Origin of the sequence: Ruania alkalisoli, from assembly GCF_014960965.1 — a bacterium.
GTDB lineage: Bacteria > Actinomycetota > Actinomycetes > Actinomycetales > Beutenbergiaceae > Ruania > Ruania alkalisoli.
This window is the reverse complement of record NZ_CP063169.1, coordinates 1,974,423-1,987,097: the sequence shown is the minus strand read 5'-3', so window position 1 is coordinate 1,987,097 and position 12,675 is coordinate 1,974,423. Positions and strand designations below refer to the sequence as shown.

The window sequence follows — 12,675 nt, the reverse complement described above, 5'->3', positions numbered from 1 at the left end:
CCCTATCGGAACGTGAGGCCGTACTCGGTCCGGTACTCGGCGAGGAGCGCGTCAACCACCCGCGCGGTACGGATCGCACTCGCTCCTGTGCTCGGCGAGGCTCCGACACCGGTGAGCTCGTCCACGACCGCCTGGATCAGCGGCTGCTGCACGGTGGCCGGGTACGGCGCCTCGATCTCGCGCACCCCGGCACCGGTCCGCAGCCGCAACGGTTCCTGACCGAAGCTGGAGAACCGCAAGGATCCTTCGGTGCCGATGATCTCCACCAGGTCACGGTCCTCATCTGCCGCATAGCACCACAAACCCGTCCCCACGACGGCGGAGCCCACCTGGAAGGTCCCGCTCACCGTGTCTTCGGCCTGGGAGATGCCGGAGATGTTCAGGGCATGCCCGTGCACCTGCGTCACCGGCCCGAGCAGGTGGTCGAGCAGGTCCAGCGTGTGCGAGGCGAGATCCACGAAGTGACCGCCGCCGGAGATCCCCGGGCGCAGCCGCCAAGGAACCTGTTCGCCCACTGCCGGCGTCGGGCGGAAGTTCTCCACCCGGAACGCATGCACCTGGCCGATGGCACCGCCGTCGAGCAGTTCCTTCACCGTGGCAAAGCGCGGCATCGACCGCCGGTAGTAGGCCACGAACAGCGGCAGACGGGCACGCTCAGCAGCGGCGAGCATCTCCTCGCACTCGCGCGTGGTGCGCGCCATCGGCTTCTCCACGTAGACCGGTTTGCCGGCCTCGAGTGCGCGGACCGCATAGTCACGGTGCGAGTCCGGCGGTGTGGCGATGTACACGGCGTCCACGTCCGGATCCCCGAGGAGCGCCTCGGCGTCGTCGTACCAGCGCGGCACGTCGTGGCGCCGCGCGTAGTCGGCCGCCTTCGCACCGTCCCGGCGCATCACCGCGACCAACTCGGACCGCTGCGCGTGCTGGAAACCTGGCCCGCTCTTGGCCTCGGTGACGTCCCCGACGCCGATGATTCCCCATCGCACAGTGTCCACGGGTTGAGCGTAGCTGCCGAAGGGCGGCGGTCGGCTGGATAGCCTGGCATGACTCTCCTCATCCATAGATCGGCAGGTCGATGCCCGCACCGTCCTCTCAGTCCGGCGTGTTCGTCGGCGCGTACGCCTCCTCCCCCACCACGCAATCCTGGGATCCGCACCTGGAACGGGCGTACCTGAGCCGGATCGCCGAGATCCCCGGTGTGCGTGGGCTGGAAGTGCCGTGGATCACGTCCCTGCATGCCCACGACCAGAGCTGGTACGCCAGGCAGCTCCCCGCTGGGTGGGAGATGGTGATCACCCAGATCGGAGGGGTGGTGCACCGGCTCGCCGACGATCCCGCCTACGGGTTGGCCTCGGCGGACCCGGGCGGGCGGGCTCGCGCCGTGGCCGATGTGGCGTCCATCCGTGACGACGTCGCGCGCCTGCACGATGCACTCGGCCGTCAGGTGGTCATCGCGATCGAGCTGCACAGCGCCCCGGCCTCCACGGCTGCCCACGGCACCACCGCTGCACTGACCGAATCCCTGCGGGAGATCGCGGCCTGGGACTTCGGCGGCACGCAGATTCTGATCGAGCACTGTGACGAGCGTCAGCCGGAGCGCCCGACCGCCAAGGGGTTCCTCTCCGTGGCGGAGGAGCTTCAGGCGATCACCGACGCCGCCACGGGCGCCGGCATGGTGGTGAACTGGGGCCGTTCAGCCATCGAGCTCGGCGATCCGGACCTGGTGCCCGAGCACGTCCGCGCGATCCGCGAGGCCGGTGTGCTGGCCGGCGTGGTCCTCTCCGGTGTGGCGGATGTGGCCACCGACTACGGGCCGGCCTGGGCCGATGCGCACCCCTCGTTCGCCCCGGGCCGCGCCGGCATCGGAGCCGACGGCTCACTGCTCACGGACGCCCGGGCTGCCGCCACTCTCGCAGCGGCCGGCCCGCACGTGTGGTGCGGACTCAAGATCGGGTGCCGCCCGCGGAATGCTCCGCTCGAGCAGCGGGTGTCCCTGATCCGCAGCGGCGTGGAGCGAGTGCTCGCTGCCCGCACCTGAGCCGGACGATCGGGCGGTCAGCGAGCGGGGGTCTCGGCGTCCACCCACGCACGGTTCTTGGCCTGGAAGATGCTCAGTTCCTCGGTGAGGGCAGCGAGCTGATCGCTTCGCTGCGCCGATATGTCGGTGGTCTCTGCCGGGTCTGTCGCCAGGTCGTAGAGCGCCTGCACCACGGCGGCCGGTGGGTCCATGCCCTCACGCGCATCGCGGACCAACTTGAGGTCGCCGCGCCGCACCGCCCACTGGCCCTCATAGGTCCAGTACACCGAACGATCCGGGCCACCTGCACCCGGCGCACCGGCCGCCGTCAAGGGCTCCATGAGGGAGGCGCCATCGATCGCGTCCGTGTCGGCGGGCGTGCCGTCCACGGCGTGCAGCACGGTGGGGAGCACGTCCATCATCATCCCGACCGAGTCGAACTCGGTGCCAGCAGGCAGCCGAGCGGGCCAGGAGATGATGCTCGGCTCACGAACGCCTCCCTCGAAGACTGATCCCTTGGTGCCGCGAAGGCCACCGGCCCAGCCGCCGTCGTAGGAGATCTCCTCCCCGTCGAGCCAGTTGCGGCTCTCCGCGGAGGGCCCGTTGTCGGAGGAGAAGAACACCAGCGTGTTCTCGGCCAGGCCGTGCTCGGCCAGCGCTGCCAGGATCGTGGCGACAGCGTCATCCATGGCGCCCACCATCGCAGCCATCTCTTGGCGCCCCTCGGGCAGGTGGGCGAACCGGTCCATGTACTCGGCCGGCGCGTGCATCGGATAGTGCGGGGCGTTGAACGGCACGAAGCAGAAGAACGGTTCGCCGGCGTGCCGTCCGATGAAGTCAGCGGCCCGGTCCCCTATCACCGTGGTGAGGTACTCACCGTTCAGCCAGACCTCTTCGTCGTCGTCCCACAGGTCGTGGATCGGGTTGTGGTTGCCCCAGTAGAAGATGTGCGAGTAGTAGTCCACGCACCCGGCGCGGATGCCGAAGGTCTCCTCGAAGCCATACTGGCTCGGGCTGTACTCGTCCGAGGCTCCCAGGTGCCACTTGCCGAACAGGCCGGTCCGATATCCCCGACGGCGGAGCTCGCTGGCGAGGGTGGCCTGCTGCGGCAGCCCGGGGGTACGTCGCGTTCCGCCCAGGATGGCCTCAACTCCCGCGTGTGCGGGGTACTTCCCGGTCAACAGTGATGCCCGCGAGGGCGAGCACACCGGGGAGTTGGAGTACCACTGCGACAGCTTCACGCCGGAGGCGCACAGGCCGTCCAGGGCCGGGGTCTCGTACTCGGCACCGAAGCAGCCGAGGTCACCCCAGCCGAGGTCGTCGGCGTACAGGACGACGATATTGGGACGGTCCGATCGATCCCGGCCCACGGTCTGGTCGGTCTGGTCGGTCTGGTCAGTGCTGCGCGTGCTGTCGGTCTGCATACCTCACCCCTTGATTGCGCCGGCAGCGACACCGGCGACCAGCCGGCGCTGCAGGAAAGAGAACAGAATGATCGTCGGTGCCGCAGCGATGGTGGAGGCCGCCATCACGACGCCCCAGTCGGTGCCGTACTCACCGAACAGGCCCGCGAGGCCGACCTGCGCGGTCTTCAACGAGTCGTCGGTGAGGAAGACCTGGGCGAAGAGGAACTCCTCCCACATCGCGATGAACGCCGTCACCGAAACGGTCACGATTCCCGGCCAGACCAACGGAGCGATGACTCGCGCAATCACGGTGAGGGTGGAGGCGCCGTCCATGCGCGCCGCCTCGTCCAAGGTGCGCGGGACGCCGTTGAAGAACCCGCTCATCAGAAGCACGGCAAGTGGCAGGGTCATCGCGACGTACACCAGCACGATGCCCGGGTAGCTGTTGAGCAGGCCGAGCTGTGAGAAGAACAGGTACACCGGTGTGATCAGCACGACGAACGGGAGGAGCTGGGTGGCCACGAGCAGCAGGAACATCGCTCCCCGGCCACGGAAGGAGTAGCGCGAGAGGGCGAAGCCGGCCAGGCTGGCGACGATCACCGTGCAGAGGGTGCCGACAAGGCACACCAGCAGCGAGTTCACGATGTACTGCTCGAAGTTCGTCGCCTCGAACAGCCGGGCGAAGGCGTCCAGGCTGATGTTGTCCAGGAGAGTCGACCAACTCACGCCGGCGGCAATGTCCTGCACGGGGCGGAGGGCGCTATAGACCATCCATAACACCGGGAAGATGATGGCCAGTAGCACCACGGCGAGCGGGACGAGGAGCACCAGATCACTCGCGCGGCGTGCTGAACTGTCGCGGCGTCGAGCGCGGAGCCGGCTGGGCGCGGGTGCACCCTCCTGCTGGGTCACGGTGCTCATCACTGGTCCTCCGTTCGGGTCGCGCGCATGTAGAGGACGGCAAACACCGCCATGATCATGGTCATCACCAGACCGATGGCCGCACCAGCGCCCAGCTTGTTGGCGAAGAACGCCATCGAGTAGAGCTCGGTCGCGAGCACCGCCGTATAGGTCCCTGGTCCACCACCGGTGGTGAGCCAGACGTAGACGAAGTTGTTGAAGGTCTGGATCACGGTGACCAGGACCACCACGGTGAGCACCGGCCGTAAATTCGGCAGCGTGATGCTGCGGAACGCACGGATCCCACCGGCGCCGTCGAGCGATGCGGCCTCGTATTGCTCGTCCGGGATCGATTGCAGACCGGCGAGGAGCACCATCACCACGAAGGGCAGCTCACGCCAGACGATGATCGCCACGATGCTCCACCACACGGTGCTCGTCTGGGCGAGGAACGCCACTCCGGAGTCGGTGAGCCCGGATCCGACGAGCACCTGGTTGAGCACGCCGGAGCTGCCGTCCAGCAGCCAGCGCCATGAGGCGATCGCCACCACCTGCGGCACCATCCACGGGATGAGTACGAGTGTGCGCGCCAGCCCGCGGACCTTCCATCGGCGCAGCACAGGCGAGTGGAGTGCAACGGCGAGAGCGAGTCCGAACACGATCCGCAGGAGCACGGTCAGTGCGGTGAGCCAGAAGACCGTGTTCCGGGCGATCGACCAGAACTCCGGGTTGCCGAAGACGTACTCGAAGTTGCCCAGCCCGGTCCACTCACCGTCACCCGGGCCCTGGAAGGGTGAGATCTCCTGCAGGGACAGGATGACGTTGTAGATCGAGGGAAAGAGGAACAGCAGGGCGACGATGACGAGCGCCGGAGCGCTCAACAGGTACGCCTGCAGGGAGGTCCGGCGCGTCGTCATCGTCACCGCCTCAGCCCTGCAGCTCGCGCTCGATGGCGTCGATAATCGCCTGCGCTGCGGTGGCGGAGTCCGCCTGGCCGGAGTACACCGCCGAGAACTGCTGGTTCACCAGCTCCTGCAAGGACGCGATCGTGATCGGGGCACCGATATACCTGACGAACGGCACCGAGTGCGGAAGCTGGTCGACGAATCCCTGCTCGGCCGGATCGACATCCAGCTGGGTCAGCGTGCTCGCCGATGCCGGGTACTGGTCGTAGGTCTCGAACGTCTCGGCACTGAGCAGGTACTGCACGACCTGCCACGCCTCGTCCGGGTGCTCGGTGTTGGCGTTGATACCCAGTGCACGGCCACCCAGGTGGGTCGAGCCGTCGTCCAGTCCTCCCGGCATGGGAGCGGTGAGAAGCTCGGCGTCGACCTGTTCCTGGACCGCGCGGAAGGCGGCGGGTGGCATGAACGTCATCGCGCAGGTGCCATCACCTAGACCCGCCGCGACGGAAGGATCGGCGTAGTCGGTGATCGCCTGCATCGACGTCGGGGTGATGCCCTCGGTGAAGTAGGAGTTGAAGTAGTCGATGGCGCCGGCCAACTGGTCCTGGGTGGCACCGACGGACCAGTCGCCGCCGTTGTTCTCGATCAGTTGGAAGTCGTTGTTCCACATGTAGTAGTTGATCGCGAACCACTGCGCCGCCTGCTGCTGGGCGCCCGCGGCGAAGCAGAATCCGCTCACCTCACCGCCCGAGGCGTCGGTGATCCGACCCGCCACGTCGAGCAGCTCGGGCCAGTCGCTCGGAGTCTCGGTCACCCCTGCATCGGCAAGCACGTCATCCCGGTAGACCATGGCCATGGTGTCTGCCGTCCACGGAATGGCCCAGGTTGTCTCGTCCAGGACGGTCATCTCGGTGGCAAGCAGGCTGTCGGCATCATCCAGCGGCTGCTCGGCCATCAGGTCCTCGAGTGGCAACAAGATGTTCGGCTCCGCCAGGAACGCCACATCCGCGAGCGCGAGGTGCGCGATGTCCGGCCCGGATCCGGAGTTCGCCTCACGGGCGAACTGCTGCGGGTTGTTGGGGGTGAGCGTCTCGAGCTCGATCTGGATGTCGGGGTTATCCGCGTTCCAGGCGTCGACGGCCTCCACCAGTCCCTGGATCTGGTCGGCAGGATCGAACTGCCGGAAGGTGAGGTGGACGACGCCGTCGTCCGGCTCTGAGCCTTCCCCACCACATGCGGCAAGGGTCGCTGCGAGAGCGCCGACTGCTGCGGCGGCGATGAACCTGGATGTCTTCACGTGACTGCCTCTCCGTTGATGCGAGTGGGCCACAGTTAATTCCACCAATTTGAGTTTGTCAACGTGGTGAGTTGCTGCGTAGCATCGGCCCATGCCGAGCCGGACGCCGACACCAGCCGAGGACAGTGCTGCCTCTGCAGCACCGGGCCGGCGCGGCACCAACCTGCCCCGAGTGGCCGACTACAACAAGATGTTGGTCCTAGATCTGATCCGCCGGTCGGCCGGGATCAGCCGGGTCGAGCTAGTGCAGCACACCGGCCTGACTGCGCAAACCATGTCGAACATCTGCCGCCGGCTGAGCGACGACGGCCTCATCAAGGAGTCCGGCCGGATCTACGCCGGCGCCGGCGCCCCTCGCACGATCTTCGAGGTGGAACCGGGCGGCCTGTACGCGCTCGGTCTGCACATCGATCCGGCGTGGTTGACGTCGGTGGTGCTCAACCTTGCCGGCGAGGTGGTCGGCACCGTCCGCATCCCGACGCCGGCCTCCCCGGACCCGACTTCGGTCCTCGACGCGATCGAGACGATGATTCGCTCGCTCATCACCGACTCCGGCATCCCGGCTGATCGGCTGGCCGGGCTCGGCGTCGGAACGCCCGGTCCGATCGATGTCCGCACCGGTGCCGTGGTCGGCGCCCCCTACCTGGTCGGCTGGGAACGCGTACCACTGAAGACCGACCTGGAACGGCGGCTCGACCTCCCCGTCACGATCGACAAGGACTCGACGGCGGTCGCCGTCGGCGAGATGTGGAACGCCGAGGACGGCCCGCGCAACATGGCCTTCGTCTACATCGGCACCGGCATCGCTGCCGGGCTCGTGCTCGACGGCGAGGTCATGCGTGGCTCGAGCGGCAACATCGGCCACATGAACGCCGATCCGAACGGTCCGATCTGCTTCTGCGGTGGCCGCGGCTGCCTGGAGAGCACGATCCTGCCGCGTACTCTCGTCGGCGAGGCCACGGTGCGCGGCGTGCTACCCGCGGTCGACATCGGCGACGCCCGCGCCCTGGGCGCCGCTCTCACCGAGTTGTGTCGTCTCGCCGATTCCGGCCAGGCCGAGGCGGTGGAGATCCTCGAGCGGGCCGCTCGTGGCCTGGGCCGGATCACCGGTCAGCTCGCCAACCTGCTCGACTTGGACACGATTGTCTTCGGCGGACCCCAGTGGGAGCCGTTCGCGCCCACGATCCTGCGGATCGTGCCGGATGTCGTGACGCGGATGTTCATCGGGCGGGCGGTGCACCAGGTCATCGTCCGCGGGACCTCGATCGGCGACCATGTGGGCGCGGTCGGTGCAGCGTCGCTAGCGATGTGGTCCAGCACGTTCAATGCGCCGACACAGCTATTCCTTCCGCGCTGAGACCCGGCGCCACCGACCGCACGAGCCCGGGTCGACCTCCGTGCGCCCAACAGCCCGCCGTGACACCGCTCCCCTTATTCCATATGCTTGACTAATCAGCGACCGCAGAACTGATGCCGCGCCGCCGCGGTCCGAAGGGACAAGACAGATGACCGAGATCCGCCAGCAGGACGCTGCCACCCAGATCGTCCGGCGCCTGGACCGTGTGGTCCGCGAGGTGATCCGGCCCGCACGGGTCCGCCAGCGCAGTCCGCTCTCGGTCTCCGCTCGACGGGTCGGTGGCGAACCCGTCTCGTTCGCTGAAGGCACCCGCGGCGACGTCGCTCCGCTCGCCGTCGGCGACGCATGGGGTCGGGCCTGGGACACCGTGTGGATGCACGTCAGTGGCTCCGTCCCCGGCGAATGGGACGCGCGCACCGCAGCGGCTGTCGAGCTCGAGATCGACCTCGGCTTCACCACGGCGCAGTCCGGGTTCCAGGCCGAAGGGCTCGTCTACACCACGGACGGGTCAGTGGTCCGCGCGCTCTCCCCGCTGAATCACCGCCTGCCGCTCCAGGCGGGACCCGGCGCGGCCATCGAGTACTGGGTCGAGGCCGCCGCCAACCCCACATTGAACAACGCCCACGGCACGAACCTGATCCCGCTCGCCCACCTGGGCAGCTGGGAGAGCGCCGGCGAGGAGGAGATCTACCGATTCGCCGGTGCGCACCTCGTGGTGCCCGAGGCCGAGGTCGTCGCCCTCGCCCATGACGTGGACCTGCTGCGCGGGATTGCGACGAACGACGGCACCGACGTGCGCCGCCGCGACCTCATCCTCACAGCGATCGAGCGGATGCTCGCCGTGCTCGACCCCACCGACGTGGCCGGAACAGCTGCCGCGGCACGGCATCAGCTCACCGATGTGCTGACTTCCCCGGCGCATGCCAGTGCGATGACGTTGACCGCCGTCGGACATGCACACATCGACTCGGCGTGGCTGTGGCCGCTGCGGGAGACGATTCGTAAGTGCGCACGCACCTTCTCCAACGTGGTCACCCTGATGGAGGACAACCCGGACTTCGTGTTCGCCTGCTCCTCCGCCCAGCAGTTCGCGTGGATGAAGGAGCACTACCCGGATCTGTACGCGCGGATCTCCGACGCCGTCGCGCGAGGTCAGTTCGTACCGGTTGGCGGAATGTGGGTGGAGTCCGACACGAACATGCCCAGCGGTGAATCCTTGGTGCGCCAGTTCGTGGCCGGCCAGGGCTTCTTCATGCGTGAGTTCGGGATCGAGTGCCCGGAGGTCTGGCTTCCAGACAGTTTCGGCTACACCGGCGCACTGCCGCAGATTGCTCGATCGGCCGGCGCACGGTGGTTCTTCGGGCAGAAGATGTCCTGGAACCGGACCAACCGGATGCCGCACCACACCTTTACCTGGGAAGGGATCGACGGCTCCCGCATCCTGACCCACTTCACGCCGGTCGACACCTACAACTCCGACCTCTCCCCGTTCGAGCTCGGCTACGCGCACGGCAACTTCGCCGACCATGGCCAGTTCTCCGGCGGCATCGTTCCGTTCGGGTACGGCGACGGCGGCGGCGGGCCCACCCGGGAGATGCTCGAGGCCGGCCGGCGCGCCGCGGATGTGGAGGGTCTTCCGCGCGTGCGGTTTGGTGCGCCGTCGGAGTTCTTTGCCCAGGCAGAAGCCGAAGTGGCGGATGCAGACCCTGCCACCTGGGCCGGTGAGATGTACCTGGAGTTGCACCGCGGCACCTACTCCGCCCAGGTCCGGACCAAACGCGGCAACCGGCGTGCGGAATCGCTCCTGCGGGAAGCGGAGCTGTGGGCCGCCACCGCGGCAGTCCGGACGGGTGCGCCGTATCCGGCTGATCAGCTCCGCCGGATCTGGGAACGCACCCTGTTGCTGCAGTTCCACGACATCCTGCCCGGAAGCTCGATCTCCTGGGTGCACGCCGACGCCGAACGGATGCACGCTGAGGACGCTGCAGTGCTCGAGCAGATCATCGAGTTCTCGCTTGCGGCACTCGCCGGTCCCGGGGACCGGACGATCACTGTGAACGGGTCGCCGTTTCCCCGCCGCGACATCCTCGCCCTCGGTGCAGGCGAACCGGCTCCAGAGCGAGCCGAAATCGCACTCGACCGGGTCGGCGACCACCACGTGCTGCGCAGCCCGCACCTGACGTTGCACATCGCGGCCGACGGGACGTTCGTCTCACTGCATGACCGCGACTCCGACCGGCAGCTCTTCAGTGCGGAGCACCCCGGCAACGTGCTGGCGCTCTATCAGGACATCCCCACGGACTGGGACGCATGGGACGTGGACGCGCACTACCGCGACCTGGAGATCCCGGTCTCGGGTCCAGTTGATGTCTCGATCGCCGACGACGGGTCGGCGCAGGTGCTCATCTCACGCGAGTTCGGGTCCTCCCGGGTGGATCAGAGTGTCACGCTGATGCCTGACCGGCCGGTCGTCGACATCGTCACCACCGTGCACTGGCACGAACAGCAACGACTGCTGAAACTGGCGCAGCCGTTCCGCATTGACGCCCCTACCTCCAGCGCCGAGACCCAGTTCGGTCACGTGCACCGTCCCACGCACGTGAACACGTCCTGGGACGAAGCACGATTCGAGGTGGTCGCTCACCGCTGGGTGCATGTCAGCGACGGTGTCGTCGGGGCAGCTGTCGTGAACGATTCCACCTATGGCCACGATGTCACCCGGTTCCCGGGCGATGAGTCGTCACCGGGCTATCGGACTCAGGTGCGTCAGACGCTGGTCCGGGGGCCGCTCTATCCGGACCCGGAGAGCGACCAGGGTCAGCACACCTTCCGTTCGCGCCTGGTGATCACGCCCGACGTCGCCGGTGCGGTCGAAGAGGCGTATGACCTGGACACGCCCATACGGACGGTCACGGGCGGACGGCTGTCCGTGCCTCCGGTCGCGCAGGTGTTCGGCGATGGCGTGGTGCTGCACACGGTGAAGTTGGCTGAAGACGGGTCAGGGGACCTGATCGTCCGCGCCTACGAGTCGCTGGGGCGGCCTGCGCGTGCCCGGTTCGTGATCAACGCCGACGGCCTGCACGAGGTCGACATCCTCGAACGACCGGCCGGACCGGTTGCCCTCACACGCGAACGCGAGCTTGAGCTCGACCTGCGAGCCTTCCAGATCGTCACGCTGCGAGGACGCCCCCGGTCCTGACCGGGATCGACCCTTCCGCTCCAGTGTCACGGGCCGGTGACACACTGGACCGGTGACCAGCACTCTCGTCGCCGAACTGGACCATGCCACCGCCGCTGTGGCTGCGACACGTTCCCGCCTGGCCAAGATCGACGCCCTGGCGAGCGTCCTGAAGCTGCTGGGACCGGAGGAGGTGAGCCCCGCCGTCGGGATGCTCCTGGGTAAGGTACGCCAGGGGCGCATCGGTATCGGGTGGCGCCGCCTGCAAGCCGTACGACCCGAGCCCGCTGGCGCGGCATCACTGACCGTGCTGGACGTGGACGAAGCACTGACCGCGATCGCGGCCACGACCGGAACCGGCTCCCAGGCGCAACGTAGCGAGTTGCTGCACGCCCTACTCGGGTGTGCCACCATCACCGAGCAGGACTTCCTCGCCCGGGTGATGCTCGGTGACATGCGCACGGGTGCGTTGGAGGGGGTGCTGACGGACGCCGTCGCCAAGGCCTGGGATCTGCCCCTGGAGGTGGTGCGCCGGGCAGCGATGCTGACCGGGGACCTGCGTGAGACGGCGCGACTGGCCCGCACCGGCGACGACCTGACGCAGGTGGGCCTGCGGGTGGGGACCCCGGTGCTGCCGATGCTCGCCGGAACCGCTACCTCTGCCGGGAAGGCGATCGAGACGCTGGGGCAGTGCAGTGTGCAGGCGAAGCTCGACGGCGCCCGGATCCAGGTGCACCGCCGCGGAGAGCAGGTGCAGGTGTTCACCCGCAGCCTCGCCGAGATCTCCGACCGGGTCCCGGAGATCGTCGAGGTCGTGCGCGCCCTGCCCGCGCAGGAGCTGATCCTCGACGGTGAGACCCTCGCGCTCACCGAGGACGGCCTGCCCCGGGCGTTCCAGGACTCGATGGCCCGCTTCGGCAGCGAGGCCGGGGAGGTGGTGCTGCGGCCGTGGTTCTTCGATCTGCTGCACGTGGACGGGCAGGACCTCATCGATGAGCCCTTGCAGCACCGCCTCGCGGAGCTCACCCGAGTGGCGGGAGAGTTCGTGGTGCCGGGCGCCGTCACCGATGAACCGGAGACAGCCGAGCGAGTGATGCGCGAGGCTCTGGCCGCCGGCCATGAGGGCGTGGTGGTCAAGGCTCTGGATGGTGCCTATGCCGCCGGACGGCGAGGGGCGAACTGGCTGAAGGTCAAGCCCGTGCACACACTCGATCTGGTGGTGCTGGCCGCCGAGTGGGGGTACGGGCGACGCACCGGATGGCTCTCGAACCTGCACCTGGCCGCACGCGACCCCGCCGGGCGGTTCGGGGAGCCGGACGGGCTGGTGATGGTGGGCAAGACTTTCAAGGGGCTCAGCGATGCACTGCTGCGGTGGCAGACCGAGCACTTCCCCGCGATCGCCACTGAGCAGGACGAGGCCCTCGTGCGCATCCGCCCGGACGTGGTGGTCGAGATCGCCGTCGACGGGGTACAGCGCTCCACCCGCTACCCGGGCGGTGTGGCACTGCGGTTCGCCCGGGTGAAGCAGTACCGCCAGGACAAGCCGGTCACCGACGCCGACACCATCGACACGGTCCGGTCGATGCTGCGCTGACTGTCACAGCGAGCGCATAAC

At 68.0% G+C, this 12,675-nt stretch carries 9 protein-coding genes; 4 read left to right on the top strand and 5 right to left on the bottom strand.

The annotated features are described in order from the left end of the window. Positions 1-2 precede the first annotated feature (2 nt). Entirely contained in the window at positions 3-995 is a 993-nt protein-coding gene (locus IM660_RS08715; protein ID WP_210769102.1) for a Gfo/Idh/MocA family protein, read from the bottom strand. 80 nt (positions 996-1,075) lie between these two features. Here IM660_RS08715 and IM660_RS08710 point away from each other — a divergent pair, with 80 nt between their 5' ends. Further along, a complete protein-coding gene (locus IM660_RS08710; protein ID WP_193498931.1) occupies positions 1,076-2,038 on the top strand; it encodes a DUF4862 family protein in 963 nt (320 codons plus the stop codon). Positions 2,039-2,055: 17 nt separating this feature from the next. Here IM660_RS08710 and IM660_RS08705 read toward each other — a convergent pair whose 3' ends face one another. Genes IM660_RS08705 through IM660_RS08690 form a run of 4 tightly spaced genes read right to left on the bottom strand, consistent with a single transcriptional unit; the run spans position 2,056 to position 6,525 of the window. After that, positions 2,056-3,441 carry a sulfatase-like hydrolase/transferase gene (locus IM660_RS08705; RefSeq protein ID WP_193498930.1) on the bottom strand — a complete coding sequence of 462 codons (1,386 nt, stop codon included), beginning with the start codon at positions 3,439-3,441 and terminating at the stop codon, positions 2,056-2,058. A gap of 3 nt (positions 3,442-3,444) precedes the next feature. Then, the gene (locus tag IM660_RS08700) at positions 3,445-4,344 is read right to left on the bottom strand and encodes a carbohydrate ABC transporter permease (protein WP_193498929.1); all 900 of its coding nucleotides are present in this window, start codon (positions 4,342-4,344) and stop codon (positions 3,445-3,447) included. Then, entirely contained in the window at positions 4,344-5,240 is an 897-nt protein-coding gene (locus IM660_RS08695) for a carbohydrate ABC transporter permease (RefSeq protein WP_246465290.1), read from the bottom strand. The genes IM660_RS08700 and IM660_RS08695 overlap by 1 nt, the downstream gene beginning before the upstream one ends. A gap of 10 nt (positions 5,241-5,250) precedes the next feature. Continuing rightward, on the bottom strand, positions 5,251-6,525 hold the full coding sequence (locus IM660_RS08690; protein WP_193498927.1) for an ABC transporter substrate-binding protein: 1,275 nt from the start codon (positions 6,523-6,525) through the stop codon (positions 5,251-5,253). 91 nt (positions 6,526-6,616) lie between these two features. Here IM660_RS08690 and IM660_RS08685 point away from each other — a divergent pair, with 91 nt between their 5' ends. From IM660_RS08685 to IM660_RS08675, 3 genes are all read left to right on the top strand, one after another. After that, positions 6,617-7,882, top strand: coding sequence for an ROK family transcriptional regulator (locus IM660_RS08685; protein ID WP_193498926.1), 1,266 nt, complete (start codon positions 6,617-6,619; stop codon positions 7,880-7,882). Between the two features lie 148 nt (positions 7,883-8,030). Beyond that, a complete protein-coding gene (locus IM660_RS08680; protein WP_193498925.1) occupies positions 8,031-11,081 on the top strand; it encodes an alpha-mannosidase in 3,051 nt (1,016 codons plus the stop codon). Between the two features lie 52 nt (positions 11,082-11,133). Then, positions 11,134-12,654 carry an ATP-dependent DNA ligase gene (locus tag IM660_RS08675; RefSeq protein ID WP_193498924.1) on the top strand — a complete coding sequence of 507 codons (1,521 nt, stop codon included), beginning with the start codon at positions 11,134-11,136 and terminating at the stop codon, positions 12,652-12,654. Positions 12,655-12,675 lie beyond the last annotated feature (21 nt).

Coding starts and splice junctions, on each gene's coding strand:
- IM660_RS08710 (WP_193498931.1), top strand. CDS start 1,076: ATGCCCGCACCGTCCTCTCAGTCCGGCGTGTTCGTCGGCGCGTACGCC.
- IM660_RS08705 (WP_193498930.1), bottom strand. CDS start 3,441: ATGCAGACCGACAGCACGCGCAGCACTGACCAGACCGACCAGACCGAC.
- IM660_RS08700 (WP_193498929.1), bottom strand. CDS start 4,344: ATGAGCACCGTGACCCAGCAGGAGGGTGCACCCGCGCCCAGCCGGCTC.
- IM660_RS08695 (WP_246465290.1), bottom strand. CDS start 5,240: ATGACGACGCGCCGGACCTCCCTGCAGGCGTACCTGTTGAGCGCTCCG.
- IM660_RS08685 (WP_193498926.1), top strand. CDS start 6,617: ATGCCGAGCCGGACGCCGACACCAGCCGAGGACAGTGCTGCCTCTGCA.
- IM660_RS08680 (WP_193498925.1), top strand. CDS start 8,031: ATGACCGAGATCCGCCAGCAGGACGCTGCCACCCAGATCGTCCGGCGC.